The sequence below is a fragment of the Accumulibacter sp. genome (assembly GCF_023806625.1).
Taxonomy (GTDB): domain Bacteria; phylum Pseudomonadota; class Gammaproteobacteria; order Burkholderiales; family Rhodocyclaceae; genus Accumulibacter.
The window spans coordinates 26,486-42,940 of the sequence record NZ_JAMTDX010000010.1 but is presented as its reverse complement, the minus strand read 5'-3'; the positions used below and the strand labels follow the sequence as shown (position 1 = coordinate 42,940).

Genomic DNA, 16,455 nt, shown 5'->3' with positions numbered 1-16,455 from the left:
CGGTCTCCAGTTCATCCGCCAGGCAGCTCCGGGGTGAGTTGTGTATAAGGATATGAGTTGAACGAGGCCTACCAGGCCCTTCTGAAACAACTCAGTCCATCTATGCCAGGAGACACGACTGACTATGCGGCAATCAAAAAGGAACTGGCGGAAGCCCAGCGCGCTTGGATCACGTTCCGCGACCGCGACTGCAGTGCCAAGTACAAGTTCTGGGACCAAGGGACCGTGCGCGGGCTGGTCTACACATCGTGTCGTATTGAGCACACGGAGCAGCGCACCAGCGAGCTCAAGAAGTGGGGGGACGTGTGACGCCTCTCTCTCAAGAAGCACATTCCAAGTGACTGATTGAAAGCATGGTTCTAGACAGTCTCGGGGATGGGAGTGAGTTGGCAACCGAGTTGCTTGGCGCGCTTGGTGAGGTGATGCATGAGGCGCTCGCGGTAGCGTTCCTCGTAATAGTCCTGGCCCTTGTCCGTGTATTCGCTGCCCTTGGTCAGCATCGTGTAGATGAGGCGGGCGAGCTTGTGGGCCGGCGAGTTCGTCCACTGGTACAACATCGGCCACCGTCATTCCGGTATCCGCCATGTCCCCCCCGAGCAACGTCATGCCGGCGACGATCGGGCCCTCCTCGCCGCACGCCATCTGCTCTACCAGGCCGCCCGGGCGAAGAACCCGGCCCGTTGGAGTCGACACACCCGGAACTGGTCGCCCATCGACACCGTGACGCTCAACCCGGAACGCGATGTCGTCGTGAATGCGGCAACCACGACAACCAGAAGTATGCCATTGGCAGCATGAACTCAGGCGACAACTATCTTGACACTTACCGGCCCCTCCCGCACCACGCGGCAGGGCGCTCCTGAGCCGCGCGTCACCGCCTCTGAACCTCGCCCGCGGCTTGACCCAACCCGCACGAAGCTTACAATCCCCATAGGCACCGCCGTCGAGGCGCTGCAGTCCAGCGCGGTTTATCTGCCGCGGTGGCGCCAGTGCCCGGACCGGGCGTCCTCGGCTCGGCAGATGAACGCCATTCGTTGGGCGTCACGAGGGTGAGCAAGGAGGCCCATTCCCCGACACTGCTGCACGCTCAAGGAGCAATTGGGGGCTGGCCAGCGGACCGGACAACGGGAATGCGGAGGAGAAAGGAGATCGTATGAACACAGGTGCATTCAGCCTGGTCCATACCGCCATGCGCGCAGGCGTCGAGGTTTGCTTCGCCAACCCCGGCACCACCGAGATGCCGATTGTTCTGGCCCTCGACCGTGCGCCTGGAATGCGTGTCGTGCTCGGGCTGTTCGAGGGCGTTTGTACGGGCGCTGCCGACGGCTGGGCACGCATGACGGGACGGCCCGCCGCGACGCTGCTGCACCTCGGGCCCGGCTTTGCCAACGGCATCGCGAACCTGCACAACGCGCGGCGCGCACGGACACCGGTCGTCAACTGGATCGGCGATCACGCCACCCGACACCTCGCCTTCGACGCGCCGCTCACTTCGGACATCTCGGCCCTCACCGGTAGTGTGGGCTGGACGCGCACAGTCAAGTCCGCAGATGAGATGGCGGAAGCGAGCCTTGCGGCAGTCGAGGCGGCACTCGGGCCACCGGGGCGCGTGGCGTCCCTGATCATCCCGGCTGACTGCCAGTGGGAACCAGGGCCTGAGCCACTCTCCGCGACTCCGTCACCCGCGCTGCGCGAAACCCCCGGTCCCGCGCTCCAGGAGGCGGCTCGCCTGCTACGCAAAGGGCGAGGTGGTATCCTGCTCGGGGGCAATGCGCTGACCGTCCCTGGTCTGCACGCCGCCGCGCGGGTGGCCGCCGCGACAGCTTGCGGAGTCTGGATCGAGACCTTCCCGTCGTGCCAGGAGTGTGGCCGTCACGTGCCCCTTTTTCCCGCGCTACCGTATTTCCCGGAGCAGGCCACCGAGGCGCTGGCGAACGTGGCTAGCCTGGTGCTAGCGGGCGCGCGCGAGCCGGTCGCCTTCTTTGCCTATCCGAATCAGCCTTCACGGTTCCTTCCCGACGGCGCAGCGCTTTGCAAGCTCGCGGACCCGGAGGTTGGCGTCGACGCAGCACTCGCGCTCGAGGCGCTCGCGCAGGAGCTGGACGCGCCGACGGGTGTCATGCCGCCGCGGACCGTGCCAGCTTTTGTGCCAGGCGGCCGGCCCCTCACCCCTGATACCTTGTGTCGCGCGATGGCAGCGTTTACGCCTGAGAATGCGATCGTTGTGAACGAAGCGGCGACCACCGGTCTGACCTGGAACGCGGAGCACGCTTCCAATGCAGCACCGCACACCATGCTCTTCCTCACGGGTGGGGCGATCGGCCAGGGCCTGCCGAATGCCCTCGGCGCCGCGCTCGCTTGCCCGGACCGGCGCGTCATCGCGTTCCAGGCCGACGGAAGCGGTCTGTACACGCTACAGGCGCTCTGGTCGATGGTGCGGGAGAACGCAGACGTGACCGTCGTAGTGTGCGCGAATCGCCGCTACCGCATCCTGCAGACGGAACTCGCGCGCACTGGGATCGCAGAGCCCGGACCCAAGGCACAGGCGCTCACCGATCTGACGCGACCGGTGATCGACTGGCCCGCACTGGCGAAGGGGTTCGGTGTGCCCAGTTGCAGCGTGCACACCGACGGCGAATTTGCCGACGCGCTCCTGCGTGCGTTCGCCGAGCGCGGTCCCAGCCTGATCGAGGCGGTTCTCGCCTGATGCCGAGGAACGTGACGCCCAACGAATGAGGTTGGATCGTGCGCGCCAAGCGAAGCCACGATCTGTTGTCAGACCGATGGAATCTGAAACCCGAGCGCGAGAAGGAGGCAGGAGCGATGGCCAGGAGGCGAGTGGTCATCATCGGCGCAGCCGGGCGCGATTTCCATAACTTCAACACCTGCTTCCGTGATCGGGAGGCCTGCGAGGTGGTCGCTTTCACGGCTGCGCAGATTCCCGGGATTGCCGGGCGCCGCTATCCGCCGGAACTCGCCGGCAGACTCTACCCGCAAGGCATCCCGATCGCCGCAGAGGCGGATCTGCCGAAAATCATCCGTGAGTCGGGCGTCCGCGAGTGCATCTTCGCGTACTCGGACGTGCCCTACAGTCACGTGATGCGGGTCGCTGCGCTGGTCAATGCCGCCGGTGCGAGCTTCACTCTGCTCGGCCCGGCCGATACCCAGCTGGTGGCCAGGCGACCGGTAATCGCCGTCTGCGCGGTGCGTACCGGTGCGGGCAAGAGCCAGGTCGCACGGCAGGTGGTCCGGCTGTTGCGCGAACGGAGGGTCGACGCCGTCGTCGTCCGCCATCCGATGCCCTACGGCGACCTTGCCGCGCAGCGCGTGCAGCGCTTCGCGTGTTTCGAAGACCTCGACCGGCAGCAGTGCACGATCGAGGAGCGCGAGGAGTACGAGCCGCACCTCGCCAGTGGGACGACGGTTCATGCCGGGGTCGATTACGCAGCGGTGCTCGCCGCCGCCGAGCAGGAGTCCGAAGTGATCGTCTGGGACGGCGGCAACAACGACTTTCCGTTCTTCCGACCGGACCTGCTGATCACCGTCGCCGACCCGCTGCGTGCCGGCGACGAGACCGCTTACTACCCGGGCGAGGTGAACCTGCGCATGGCCGACGTGGTGATCGTCAACAAGATCGACTCGGCCGCGCCGGCGGCGGTCGGCGCGTTGCGCGAGTCGATTGCCGTGTGCAATCCGGCTGCCCGGGTCATCGACGCCGAGTCGCCACTCGCCGTTGACCGGCCGGAGGCGATCACCGGCCGGCGCTGTCTCATCGTCGAGGACGGTCCGACGATCACCCACGGACAGATGAGGGTCGGGGCCGGGGCGGTCGCCGCGCACCGTCTGGGCGCGGCGGAAATCGTCGATCCGCGGCCGTGGCTCGTCGGCCGGCTGAGGCAGACCTTTGCAGCCTATCCGGCGATCGGACCCGTGCTGCCGGCGATGGGCTACAGTGACGAGCAGATCGGCGACCTCGATGCGACGATCGCCGCGGCCGACTGCGAGAGTGTCGTCGTCGCGACGCCAATCGACCTCTCCCGGCTGCTGCGCATCGGCCGGCCGGTGGCCAGGGTCTCGTACGCATACCGGGAGCCGGGCGGCGCGGCGCAACTTGCCGAGGTGGTCTCCGAATTCTGCCGCCGGCACGAGCTGGGTGCTGCGCCGCGCGACGACAGGGGCAGCTGCCGGATGTGAGTTTGCGGCCGGCGACTGGTCGCGCCTGGCCGGCGGCTGACGGTCGTGGCCAAGCGGCGCGAAGGCTTGCGCGGGACCGCGAAGGGTGCGAATTGTCGCTAAAGTTCCTCGCGGCGTTGCCGTTGAACGATCCAGTGCGCCAAGCTGCTCGCTTCGGTCAGCGAATTCGTCCGGAGGCGGGGTCGTCGATCCGAGGCCTCGACGAGCACTCGACGCGCTGTGCAGGACTCTCCGATCTCCTCCCCCTTCGTCCCGGCTGCGGTGCGACTCACCGGCCGGGACTTTTCTTGTCGTTCGGGCGGCCTGGTGCCCGCCGTCGGGGAAGAAGCGATCAGGCGAGCGGCTGGATGCGCGCGATGATCTCGTCGGCCATCTGCGCGGTGCTGAGTTTGCCGCCGAGGTCTGCCGTGCGCGCGCCGTCGGTGATCGCCGCGTCGACGGCGCGTTCGACGGCTGCGGCTTCGCCCTCGAGGGCCAGCGAGTGGCGCAGCAGCATGGCCGTCGACAGGATCATGCCGACCGGGTTGGCGATGCCCTTGCCGGCGATGTCCGGTGCCGAGCCGTGGATCGGCTCGTAGAGGCCGACTCGTCCCTGGCCGAGGCTGGCCGACGGCAGCATGCCCATCGAGCCGGCGAGCACCGACGCTTCGTCGGTGAGGATGTCGCCGAACATGTTTTCGGTGACCACGACATCCATCCAGGCTGGTCCGGTGATCAGGCGCATTGCGGCCGTATCGACGAGGACGTGCTCGAGTGCCACATCGGGGTTCGCCGCTTCGACCTGCGTGGCGATCTGCCGCCAGAGGCGCGAAGACTCGAGCACGTTGGCCTTGTCTACCGAAGTGACCTTGCGCTTGCGTCCCCTGGCCAGCTGAAAGGCCAGATCGATGACCCGCCGGATCTCGTAGTCGTAGTACTCGAGGGTGTCGACCGCGCGCTCGCGCCCGTCCTTGACGTCGCGGCCCTTCGGCCAGCCGAAGTACAGCCCGCCGGTCAGTTCGCGAATCACGAGAATGTCGACGCCGGCGAGCTTTTCCGGCTTGAGCGGCGACGAGTCGATCAGCGCCGGGTGGACGCGCACCGGGCGCAGGTTGGCGAAAACACCGAGCCCCTTGCGCAGCGCGAGGAGCCCTCGCTCGGGTCGGTCGCGGGCGTTCGGATCATCCCACTTCGGCCCTCCGACCGCGCCGAGCAACACGGCGTCGGCTGTCTGGCAGTCGGCGAGGGTCTCGTCGGTCAGCGAGGATCCGAAGCGGTCGATCGAGCACCCGCCCATCAGGCGTTCCTCGTAGGTCCACTCGTGGCCGTAAAGAGCGGCCACGACGTCGAGAACGCGAACTGCTTCGCGAACGACTTCGGGGCCGATCCCGTCGCCGGGGAGCAGGGCGATGCTGGCTTTCATTCGGATCATCCTTTCGTGTGGCGGCCGTTGGCGCTGCGCGGCCTGGTTGGTCTGTGGGAGGTGGCTGCCGAGCCCTGCGCGCTCAGAGGTTGTCCATGAATCGGCGTCGCCACCTGCTCGCGACGGTTTCTTCGAAACCTCTCAGTGGACGAGCGACAGGCCGTACTCGATGGCATCGACGAGCGCCTGCCACGAAGCCTCGATGATGTTCGCGCTGGCGCCGACGGTGCTCCACGTTCTCGTATTGCTGCGCGTGTCGATCAGCACGCGGGTGATCGCTTCGGTACCATCCTGACCATCGAGGATGCGCACCTTGTAGTCGGCGAGCTGGAACGAGGCGATTTCCGGAAAGTGACCGAGCAGCGCCTTGCGCAGCGCGATGTCCAGAGCGTTGACCGGTCCGTTGCCTTCTGCCGCGGTGTGCAGGACCTCGTCGTTGACCCGCACCTTGACCATCGCTTCGGCGAAGGTCCCTCGTCCCTGGCGGTGCTCGACGTTGACCAGGAAATCGATCAGTTCGAACGGGGCCTGGTATCCCGGTTGCTGGCGCTTGAGCATCATCGCTACCGAAGCCTCGGCGGCCTCGAACGAGAACCCGCGTGCCTCGAGTTCCTTGACGTCGTTGAGCACGCCGACGACGTCGGCGACGCTCGCGACATCGACGCCGTGCTCCTCGGCCTTGCTGAGGATGTTGGCCCGCCCGGACAACGCCGATACGACGACGCGCATCCGGTTGCCGACCCGCTCGGGAGCGACGTGCTGGTAAGACTGCTCCGAACGGCGCATCGCCGCGACGTGTACGCCCCCCTTGTGGGCGAAGGCGCTCTTGCCGACGTAAGGGAGGTGGTCGTTGGGCGTGATGTTGGCGACTTCGTCGACGACGTGCGAGATCTCGTAAAGCCGGTGTAGGCGGCCTTCGGGGAGACACTGGCGACCCATCTTGAGTTCGAGATTGGCCATGATCGAGCACAGGTTGGCGTTGCCGCAGCGTTCGCCGACCCCGTTGATCGTTCCCTGGACCTGGGTCGCGCCCTGGCGGACCGCGAGCAGCGCGTTGATCACCGCGCATTCGCTGTCGTTGTGCGTATGGATCCCGAACGGGTGGTCGACCGCCTGCCTCATCTCGGCGATGATCCGTTCGACGTCCCAGGGCATCGTTCCGCCGTTGGTATCGCAGAGCACGAGCGTTTCGGCTCCACCGCGGATCGCTGCCTTGAGCGTCTCGAGTGCGTAGAGCGGATCGGCTCTGTAACCGTCGAAGAAGTGCTCGGCGTCGTAGATCACCCGCCGGCCTGCAGCGCGCAGATGGGCGACCGACTGCTCGATGATCCGCAGGTTGTCGTCGAGCGTGGTCAGCAACACGTCGGTGACGTGGAGCGTCCAGGTCTTGCCGAAGATCGTGCATACCGGCGCCTGCGAATCGATCAGCGCGTGAATGTTCGCGTCGTCCTCGGGGCCGCCCTTGACCCGGCAAGTCGAGCCGAACGCCGCGATCAGCGCCGTCCGCCATTCGAGGTCGCGAGCGCGCTCGAAGAACTCTGCGTCCTTGGGGTTCGAGCCGGGCCAGCCGCCTTCGATGAAGGCGACGCCGAGGTCGTCGAGTCGCTGGGCCAGGCGGATCTTGCTGTGCGCCGAGAGAGTGAAGCCTTCGCTCTGGGTGCCGTCGCGCAGGGTGGTGTCGTAGATCTGGATGAAAGGCATGGGGTCAGCTTCGCGCATCAGACGCCGCGATTTCCTTTTCTAAGCTCGGGATTTCGCCCGACTCGTCGATGCCGTCGAGCGGGCAGCTCTCGTTCGCCAGGACGCCAGTCACCCGGCGCGCAGGCGGGATCGTCGCGCAGGCAGTGACGCCATCTGTCAGGAACCCGACCGGCGGCCGATCAGGTCGACGCGAGGATGGATTTTCCCATGCTTTGCCGGACAGGTGTAGCAGGTGCGCATTGCTTCGGCGATTTCCGCGGATTGTCTTGAATACTCGCGCCGTGGGCCGACCAGCACCGGTCTGCCGGTCCGGCAGCGCGCCGGATTCTCTGAAGGTCGGCCGAGCCTGCGCTCAGGCGGCCTTCTGCCCTTCGAGGGCGCGGCTGACCGCGCGATCGAACAGCGGTTCGACGGGAACGACCGCCGCTTCGCCGCGATGGATCTGCAGCGCCAGCGCGTCGGGAGCGACGGCCATCGCCTGCGGCGACTGCGGGTTCGTGAATAGCAGGATGCCTCTCCTTGGGCTGATCCACGACAGCCGGTACCGTGCTGGTCCGCCTTCCCTGTTCCTGAATTCGAGCCAATCTCCACGCCGCAGATCGGCGACCGCGTCCAGCGCTGCGTCGCTCCTTTCCGACGCCGTCGGTGCGCTGCCAGACGCGAGTGCGATCTTTTCCACCAATGTCCCACCCTTGGCTATTCGTTCGCTGGCCAGCTGTGCTGGCGCCGGTGCAGCGGGTCGGGCAGCGGGCGGCGCGGCGACCGCCGGCCTGCCGCCGCGCAAGACGGCAGCATGCACCGAGAACAGGCCGTCGATCAGCTCGAGGCGGCGCTCCTCGGCGGTGTCGAGGTCTCCGAGACCGTTGCAGATCGTCCGGACCAGCGCCGGCAGGCGCGTCGCGAGTTGCTTGCGGCTGCGCGCGTCGGGCCTGACCTCGACGCTGGCGACCAGTTCGCCGATTGTTTCGACCGCCGCCCGCCAGGCGCCGTCGTCGCCCGCGAGGCGGCGGCGGATCAGGATCTCCCGCCATTCGTGGGCGAGCAGGCTGGCCACCGCCGCCGGCAGGGGTCTCGACAGCCACGAGGCCAGCGCCTGATCGGCGGCGACGACCGCGAGTTCGCGGCGCTCCTGCTCTTCGACCAGCGGAACTGCCCGTTTCGCCTGTTCGTCGGCGGCCGCCTCATGCCGGTCGAGGAAGGCGTCGAGTTCCTCACGCAGCGTCTCGAACAGGCGGGTGTCCTGCCTGAACTCGTTCTGCAAACGGTCGACGATCTCGGTGATCCGTCGGTAGAGCGGGTTCTCGTTGCCTGCCCCGGGCCCGATGCGAACCGCAGCTCGCGAGATGCCGTCGAGCAGCCGCCGCGCCGGATGGGCCTTGCTCGAAAAGAAGGTCCGGTCGAGCAGGGCGACCTTGAGGACCGGAATCTGCAGGCGGGCGACGAGCGCCTTGATCGGATCGGCGATGGCCTCGTCGTCGAAGATGAAGTCGAACAGCGTGGCCACGATGTCCGCGGTCACCGCACTCAGGTGGTCGAGGCTCTGGCCGGCGTCACTGCTGCGCAAGTCCCGCAGCAGGTTGTCGGGCAGTGACGCTGCAGTCGCCGCCGGCACGACCGTCTGCAGCGAATCGAGCCGGGCGATCAGTCGGTCGAGCGCCAGCGCCATGTTCTCGGGCGTTGCCGGCGTGCCCGGTGCACTCGCCAGGATCGCTCCAGGCGGCAGGTCGACCCGCGCGGTGGCGGTCGTCGCCACGCCGCCGGGTGTCACGCCGCCAGTCGTCGCGGATCGGGTCGCCGCGGGAGCGACGGCGTTCTGCAGCAGGGCGAAGAGGTCGGCCGATTCGGCTGGACTACCGGACTCGGGCGCGCCCTTTCGCGCGGCAGCGGACCGCGAATGCGTCAGTGGCAGCCGGGGCAAGACGCCGCGGTTGACCAGCGAGGCGTCGAGGTCGACGATCGCCGGACCAAAGGTCCCCGCCGCCTGACGTTCGATGACGCGCAGCAGTTCGAGGCTGGCGGCTTCGGCCAGGCCGATCTCGGCAAACACACCGGCGAGCGCTTGCGCGATCAGGTCGTCGATTTCCCAGCCGATGCCGCGCTGGCCGGCGAGAAAGGCCAGGCGCAGGCTGACCCCGCGCAGGCTCTCGGTGCACCCGGCGCGCAAGCGGCTGGCGAGGGCCTTGACCGCCAGTTCGTGGTCCATTTCCGCGAAATCGACCAGCGTCAGCTCGTCGGCGTTGCTGATCTCGCTCGATGGGCTGCTTCGGCCCGCAGACCGGGTCAGGGAGAGCCACTTGTTGGCGAACAGGCTGCTGATCCGCGGGCCGGCTTCCTGGATCGCATCCCGAAGTTCGCAGAGCAACTCGCGCTGGTCGCGATCGGCGACGTTCGCTGCCCGCGCCGAGAACTCGTCGGCCAGCTTGGGCAACGCGGACTCGAGCGCTCTGCAGAGCTTGCCAGAGAGGAAGTCGAGCGCCTCGGTCAGGGTTGGTGATCGCGCAGCGTCGTCGAGAGGGCCACCCGATCGCTCGGGATACCTCGGCATGGTGCCAGCAGAAGGTTCCGGTTCCATTTCCGCGTCTCTCTTCCACGGGTGCCAGGCACGGCACCACTGCGCCGCTCGCTCTCGGGAGGCGGGGCGACGAAAAGTCACCGCGGGATGGCAGGCCGAAGCCTTGGGGGTGAACCGGCTCGCCCTGATCGAGCCAGCCTCCGGAGCTAAGCTGTCCGGACTCTGTGTCGGTTAGCCTGGCAATCCCGCCGTCGTAGGAAACGGCAGATCGTCCATTTCCCTTAGACCGGTGATTTTGCGCCCCTGCCTTTCGACAGGTATGCCTTTTTTCACTAACGATCGCTTTCCGCAGGAATTATGCGCAATCCGTTGGCCGAATTCAAGCTGCGGCCCAAGTCGCTGAACGGTCCCAGCGCACACGTCGTACGCGACAGGCCGGCGCGAGGCGGCTGCCGATCGTCCTGTCCCGCGTCGCGCAAAAGGAATGGTTGTCGATTTGACTGTATGGACCATATTGACTGATGCGGAGCAGCACGGGCGTTCTGCGGCGCGTCCGGACGGGGGTTGGCGATGAACGTGTTCGGCGAAGAGCAGGTCAATACTTGCTCCGTCAACGACCAGAAAGTTCCCGCCATGGCCGCACTCGCCGGCGGTCGCTTCGTCACGACCTGGACCTCGGCTGCGCAGGACGGCAGGGGCGACGGGGTTTTCGCCCAGCGCTTCAGCGCCTTTGGCGTGGCTTTGGGGCCCGAATTCCGTGTCAACGGATGCACTGACGGGGCACATAATGAACCGGCCATCGTCGGTCTGTCCGACGGCGGGTTCGTGGTTGTGTGGACCGGAGTCGACGCATCGAATTCCGGTGTTTGCGCGCAACGATTCGACGCCAGTGGGAACCCGTCGGGTGGCGAGACACTGGGAACACCGACACTGGCAATGCGCCGTACGAGGCCAGCGTGGCCGCTTGCGGCGCAGGCCATGCGGTCAGCTGGCGTTCGACCGGCAAACCGGGCGGCAACGCCTCCGACATTTGCAGCCAGCGCTTCGCGAACTCGGGTGCCAGGGTAGGCACCGAGACCCGTGTCAATACGAAGCTGAGTGGCAGTCAGTCCGATCCCGACGTCGCCGGCCGCGCCGACGGCAGCCACGTCGTCGTATGGGTCGACCAGGCCGGCGCCGACGGCAATCTGTACGGCGTCTATGCGCAGCGCCACGACAGCGCAGGGGCCAGGCTCGGCGGCGAAATCCTGGTCAACAGCACGACGGCCGGTTCCCAGTACGAACCCCGGGTGGCCGTATTGTCCGGCGGTGGCTTCGTCGTCATCTGGCGCTCCGATGGGCAGGATGGCAGCAGCGCCGGCGTCTACGGCCAGCACTTCGACGCCAGCGGCGCCAAGACGGGCGGCGAATTCTGGGGCACTCCTGGCACGATCACCCGCTCGGTGGCGCCCGAACTGCTCAACCTGAACGCCAGCGTCAGCTTCGGCGAGAACCTGGTGAACGCGCAAGCGCAGCTGATCGACAGCAGCGTCACGCTGAGCGATGCCGACTCGGCCAACTTCGCCGGTGGCCAGCTCGTCGTTGCCATCCTGCCGTCGGGGCAGAACCAGACCGACCAGCCGTTCGTGCAGGACCAACTGGGGATCCGCGACCAGGGCAGCGGGCAGATCGGCGTTTCCGGCCAGAGCGTGAGCTACGAGGGAACGGTCATCGGCAGCATCGCCTCGAACGGTGCCAACAGCGCGCAACTGATCGTCGATCTCAGCGCCAGTGCGATGCCCGTGGCCGCCGAAGCGCTGATCGAGTCGCTGACCTACGCCAACAGCTCGAACGAGCCGCTGGCCACACGCCTGATCAGCATCCAGGTCAGCGACGGCGCTGGCGGAACCAGCGAAGCGCGGGTCGTGGAGATCGACATCGAGCAGACTCTCTCCCTGAGCGGGGCGAGCAGCTCACCGGAGGGCAGTGCGTCTGTGCTGAGCATCATCAGCAGGGACCCCGCTGTAGCTTCGATCGATGTGAACTGGGGGGCGGTACCGCGGTGGCGATCCTTACGTCTGCCGAGCTTGTCGCGGCAGGGCGCGCGGTCAGTCATGCCTTTGTCGACGGACCCGCGGCGCCAAGCGTAGTGGTGCGCGCCATCGATCAGTCCGGAAGTGTTCTGGATAGCGAGAGTACGACGCTTACGGTCGCCGACGTTGCGCCGACGATCGCGCTGTCGGGAGACGCCAGGGTCCATGTCGGCGACCTGTACACGCTGATCCTTGGCCAGATAGCCGATCCCGGCCAGGATACGGTGATCCGGCACGAAGTTCATTGGGCTGGCGGGCAGGTCGGAAGTTACGACGCGAACGGTCCGGTTACACACGGCTACAGCAGTGCCGGCGCACGCGAAATTTCCGTCGATCTCATCGACGAGGATGGCACGCATCCGGATGTCGGAATGCTCGAGCTCGGCGTCGATCCGGCGAGCGTGCGGATCGGCGATGCGCCGGTACATCTGACCACCTCCAACCCGAAGGCCCGGGAGGATGCCTGGAGCGATCCGGCTGTATCGAAGATCCAGCACAAAGCCGACTGTCCCAGTTCCACCGAAGGCTGGACTCCGGTGAGACGCGACGGCCTGGGAAGTGGCACGTTGGCCGGGGGCGATCTCGCCGCCGGAGACGTCGGAGTGAGCGGACAATCTCTGGCGACGGCTTCAGTGCGTCAGGAGATCGACGGGAGGGAAGCGCTACGCATCGATCTGGTCGACGGAGTGAACGATCTGACGCTCAAGCTCTCGAGGTTGTTCTCCGAGGACGACGGATCGCTTTACCTGGAGAGCGGCCGTATGCGCCTCATGGATGCGGCCTTCGCTGCGGAAGCCCTACCGGAACGAGGACACTCACGCTGTCCGCCGCGACCAGCCTCACGACCGTCGAGATCGGCCCTGGCGCCTACGACGGCGATGATTTCGTCCTTGCCGCCGATGCCGATCCTGACGGCGGCTTCGGCTCGGATCCCTACGCTGGAGCCGACGGCAAGATGCACGGCAGTGACTTGCTGGTGCACTCGGTCGAGTTCGGGTTGCCGGTCCTTGGCGTTCAACCGGGCCTCCTCCCGTGACTCGATCCGGGACAGTCGGCATGCGCAATGCCCTCCGCGGGTTAGCAGTTCTTTCGGCGTCGGCGGCAGAAGCGATGCAGCCGACCGCAGCGTGGTGGGGCAGCTACGGCGACACCGGCACCAGTCACGACGACTGGGTTGTCGTCCGCATCTTCGACAGCAGCACGCCTGCCGGCGAGCCTGTCTTCGCTTGTGGGGATGCCGTCGCTGCCTCGTTTGTCCGCTGCGCCGGGGTGACTCGATCAGCGACCAGTCTCCTCGATGACGCAGACCATCCGATTTTCAGGTACGACTTCGATCTGACCACGGCGCTCGACGTCAACGCGGGCCGCTCGTATCTCCTGTCGATCAGCAACGACACCGATGCCAGCTGGTTCTGGCTGCGCAGCGAACAGGCGGGAGATGGTTCCTGCTTTCGCCAGGTTGATGAGGATCCTTTCGAACTCGATGCTCAGCAGCCGGCTCACGACCTGTCGTTCGCTCTGGCCAGTGCGCGCGAGATTCCGGAACCGGGTGTGCTGTCGCTGTTGGGCTTGGCGGCGGTGCTTGGCCTCGGTTTGGCGTGCCTTGAGGGCGGCTCGGCCGGCCTGAAGGCAGCCCGCGGGAGCTTCGGCGTAGAATGGTCTGGAAGAGTCGCGAAGAGATCCTCTCGAGGGCGGGCCCGCCCGAGAAGGCGAGCGGGGCCTCGCAACGTTGGCCGAGGTGTCCGGGTGTTCCGGCGCGGGGTGCTGTCCGGGCAGCTCCCCAAACGAGGAGCGTCCAGCCAGCCCGGCGTGCGCTCGCGCTGCTCGAGCCAGACGCGGATCCATCCGGGCATCCGTCGAGCCCAGCCTCACGGGGCGTCTCGATGAGGCGCTGGCCGAGGGCCTGATCGAGCGTCACGAGTACGACGTGCTCGTGGAACACATGATCTGGACCGAGGTGGACGCGCGCTTTACGATCGGCTATTCCCGAAAAGCCGGGGAAGGTTCCATGAGTCCAGAAGAGATTCGGAACCGTGTCGATGGCCTGCTCAGCACGCAGTCGGTTTCGGCGACCTGCCGGCATTGCCGGCATTTGCGAGCCACTCCATCCCATACTTGCGACGTCTTCCCGGACGGCATTCCAGACGTGGGCCTATCCGGGGCACCGCGAACCCTTCCCTGGTGATCATGGGATCCGGTTCGTCGGACGGCCGCTGCCGAGCCTGCTTTCCGCCAGCCGCGACGATATTCCGGATTTCCCGAGAAGGCAGGCCGCCGCATGATCGCTATGGACACCGCAGACTCTCGCCCGGTCGACGAGATTGCCCGCCTGATCCGCGCCTTCGATGGGCCGACGCGGGCGCTGTAGGCAGTCGGCGAGCAACTCGTCGAATTCACCAAAACGCGCTTCGAGTTGTCCCGGGACCCGTACGGCCAGCCGTGGGCTGCGAACGCCGATGCGATGCTGAGCGGGTTGCTCCACCGGAACGAGAAGAAGAACTTCACGCAACGGCGTCCCGTCTGATTGATGCGACCAGTCCGGCTTCGGCATGGCCCATGTTGAGCAGCCCAGATTCGGAGAACACCCGGCCGAGAGTCGCATTGAATGTCGCTTCGGCCTTGGCGATTGCAGTGGCTTGAATACGTTCTTGCGAGCCCCTGGCCGGATTTTCCGGCCAGGAATTCAGGATGGCGTCCCCACGGGGATTCGAACCCCGGTACCTACCGTGAAAGGGTAGTGTCCTAGGCCTCTAGACGATGGGGACCCGGAACAGTTGGCTTCAATTCGACTTCTTCTTGTGGAGGTACGCGGGATCGAACCGCGGACCTCTTGCATGCCATGCAAGCGCTCTCCCAGCTGAGCTATACCCCCGCCCGAACGGAGCAGCGATTATAGGGAGTCGCCCACCGGCTGTAAAGCCTCGGCCGGCTCCGGCTCGGCGTCGTCGGGCTGGTCTCGGGCTGTCGCGCGAGTGTCGGGGAGTCCGGTGTGCAAGCAGGGGCTTTCAGGGCGTCGGGGAGCCCTTCGCCTGGCCTGCGGTTCGGCGCGCGGCTCACCGCGGCGGTTGCCCAGACCAGGCGGCTGCCAGCCGGCGCAAAACGAGTTCCCGCGGGAAAGCGGCGATCAGCGCGTCCACCGAAGGCGTCTGTTCGAGGCCGGTGAGCAGGATGCGCAGCGGCATGGCCAGCTTGGGCATCTTCAGCCCGTGCCTGGCGATCGTTTCGCGGATCAGTGTGCCGATCGCCTGCGCTTCCCAGGCGACGTCGGGCAAGTGCGCGGCAAAATCGTTGAGCGCGGCGAGCGTTTCGGGCGCGAGGTGCCGGGCCAGCAACTCCTGTCGAGGATGGAACTCGATATAAACGAGTTCGGCGGCGTCGGCCAGTTCGTTGAGGTTGCTCACTCGCTCCTTGTACAGGTCGACGATCGCTTCGATCGCCCGGTCGTCGGCGGTCACGCCCCGTGCCGCGAGCCGCTTGCCGACCAGGCGGGCCAGCCGCCGGGCGTCGGCCTGCCTGAGGTAGTGGGCGTTGAGCCAGTTCAGCTTGTCGCTGTTGAACTGCGCCGCCGAGGCCGTGATGTGGTCGAGGTCGAACCACTCGCAGAACTGGGCCATCGAGAAGACCTCGGCGTCGCCGTGCGACCAGCCGAGGCGGGCCAGGTAGTTCAGCAAGGCTTCGGGCAGGTAGCCCTCATCGTCGTACTGCATGACGCTGACCGCCCCGTGGCGCTTCGACAGCTTCTGCCCGTCGTCGCCGAGAATCATCGACAGATGGGCGTATTGCGGCACGTCGGCGCCGAGCGCGGCGAGGATGTTGATCTGCCGTGGCGTGTTGTTGACGTGGTCGTCGCCACGGATGACGTGGCTGATGCCCATGTCCCAGTCATCGACGACGACGCAGAAGTTGTAGGTCGGCGTTCCGTCCGGGCGGGCGATGACGAGGTCGTCGAGCTCGCGGTTGGCGATTTCGATGCGTCCCTTGACCAGGTCGTCCCAGGCGACGATTCCGTCGGCCGGGTTGCGAAAGCGAATCACCGGCGCGACTCCGGGAGGCGGCGACGGCAGGATCTTGCCGGGTTCGGGCCGCCAGCGACCGTCGTAACGCGGCTTGAGTCCCTCGGCGCGCTGCTCTTCGCGCAGGCGCTCAAGTTCGTCGGGCGTCGTGTAGCAGCGATAGGCGGTGCCGGCAGCGAGCATCTGCTCGGTCACCGAGCGATAGCGGTCGAGGCGCTGAGTCTGGTAGTAGGGGCCCTCGTCGTAGTCGAGGCCGAGCCAGTGCATGCCGTCGAGGATGGCCTGGAGTGCTTCCGGAGTCGATCGGGCGACATCGGTGTCTTCGATGCGCAGGATGAAGCGGCCCGAATGCCGGCGGGCGTAAGCCCAGGAGAAGAGGGCGGTGCGCGCACCGCCGACGTGCAGGAAACCGGTCGGCGAGGGCGCGAAGCGGGTGCGGATCATGATCGGTGGCGGTGGTCGGGCGAAGCCGCCATTCTAGTGCAGCGGCAGTGCTCGTGCCGGGTTCCGACGAGCGAACCGCTTGCAAGTCAGAGGCCACTGAGAGATAATCCAACAAGC

10 protein-coding genes, 2 tRNA genes, 1 pseudogene and 1 riboswitch are annotated in these 16,455 nt (G+C 66.6%); of the genes and pseudogenes, 5 read left to right on the top strand and 8 right to left on the bottom strand.

Annotated elements, in window-relative coordinates:
- Positions 1–57: 57 nt before the first annotated feature.
- Positions 58–309 carry a lysozyme inhibitor LprI family protein gene (locus NFW05_RS02665; protein WP_295302565.1) on the top strand — a complete coding sequence of 84 codons (252 nt, stop codon included), beginning with the start codon at positions 58–60 and terminating at the stop codon, positions 307–309.
- A 50-nt stretch (positions 310–359) separates the two neighbouring features.
- Here NFW05_RS02665 and NFW05_RS02660 read toward each other — a convergent pair whose 3' ends face one another.
- Positions 360–557: a hypothetical protein gene (locus NFW05_RS02660; RefSeq protein ID WP_295302563.1), complete on the bottom strand. Its 198-nt coding sequence runs from the start codon at positions 555–557 to the stop codon at positions 360–362.
- Between NFW05_RS02660 and NFW05_RS02655 the strand changes: the two are divergent.
- From NFW05_RS02655 to NFW05_RS02645, 3 genes and pseudogenes are all read left to right on the top strand, one after another.
- Positions 517–798, top strand: a pseudogene (locus NFW05_RS02655) (hypothetical protein); the annotation flags it as partial. The gene NFW05_RS02660 and the pseudogene NFW05_RS02655 overlap by 41 nt on opposite strands.
- 355 nt (positions 799–1,153) lie before the next feature.
- On the top strand, positions 1,154–2,707 hold the full coding sequence (locus tag NFW05_RS02650; protein ID WP_295302561.1) for an acetolactate synthase large subunit: 1,554 nt from the start codon (positions 1,154–1,156) through the stop codon (positions 2,705–2,707).
- Between the two features lie 116 nt (positions 2,708–2,823).
- Positions 2,824–4,194, top strand: coding sequence for a cyclic 2,3-diphosphoglycerate synthase (locus tag NFW05_RS02645; RefSeq protein WP_295302558.1), 1,371 nt, complete (start codon positions 2,824–2,826; stop codon positions 4,192–4,194).
- A 331-nt stretch (positions 4,195–4,525) separates the two neighbouring features.
- Here NFW05_RS02645 and leuB read toward each other — a convergent pair whose 3' ends face one another.
- From leuB to NFW05_RS02630, 3 genes are all read right to left on the bottom strand, one after another.
- Positions 4,526–5,596 carry a 3-isopropylmalate dehydrogenase gene (gene leuB / locus NFW05_RS02640; RefSeq protein ID WP_295302556.1) on the bottom strand — a complete coding sequence of 357 codons (1,071 nt, stop codon included), beginning with the start codon at positions 5,594–5,596 and terminating at the stop codon, positions 4,526–4,528.
- Between the two features lie 141 nt (positions 5,597–5,737).
- Positions 5,738–7,315: a citramalate synthase gene (gene cimA / locus NFW05_RS02635; protein ID WP_295302554.1), complete on the bottom strand. Its 1,578-nt coding sequence runs from the start codon at positions 7,313–7,315 to the stop codon at positions 5,738–5,740.
- A 334-nt stretch (positions 7,316–7,649) separates the two neighbouring features.
- Positions 7,650–9,842: a DUF1631 family protein gene (locus NFW05_RS02630; RefSeq protein WP_295302569.1), complete on the bottom strand. Its 2,193-nt coding sequence runs from the start codon at positions 9,840–9,842 to the stop codon at positions 7,650–7,652.
- 202 nt (positions 9,843–10,044) lie between these two features.
- Positions 10,045–10,143: riboswitch (cyclic di-GMP riboswitch) on the bottom strand.
- A 622-nt stretch (positions 10,144–10,765) separates the two neighbouring features.
- Between NFW05_RS02630 and NFW05_RS02625 the strand changes: the two genes are divergently transcribed.
- Positions 10,766–11,938 carry a hypothetical protein gene (locus tag NFW05_RS02625; RefSeq protein ID WP_295302551.1) on the top strand — a complete coding sequence of 391 codons (1,173 nt, stop codon included), beginning with the start codon at positions 10,766–10,768 and terminating at the stop codon, positions 11,936–11,938.
- Between the two features lie 1,221 nt (positions 11,939–13,159).
- Here the strand turns inward: NFW05_RS02625 and NFW05_RS02620 are convergent.
- From NFW05_RS02620 to gltX, 4 genes are all read right to left on the bottom strand, one after another.
- On the bottom strand, positions 13,160–13,384 hold the full coding sequence (locus tag NFW05_RS02620) for a hypothetical protein (protein ID WP_295302549.1): 225 nt from the start codon (positions 13,382–13,384) through the stop codon (positions 13,160–13,162).
- Positions 13,385–14,570: 1,186 nt separating this feature from the next.
- Positions 14,571–14,646, bottom strand: a tRNA-Glu gene (locus NFW05_RS02615).
- A gap of 34 nt (positions 14,647–14,680) precedes the next feature.
- Positions 14,681–14,753, bottom strand: a tRNA-Ala gene (locus NFW05_RS02610).
- A 181-nt stretch (positions 14,754–14,934) separates the two neighbouring features.
- On the bottom strand, positions 14,935–16,338 hold the full coding sequence (gene gltX, locus NFW05_RS02605) for a glutamate--tRNA ligase (RefSeq protein WP_295302547.1): 1,404 nt from the start codon (positions 16,336–16,338) through the stop codon (positions 14,935–14,937).
- Between the last annotated feature and the right edge of the window lie 117 nt (positions 16,339–16,455).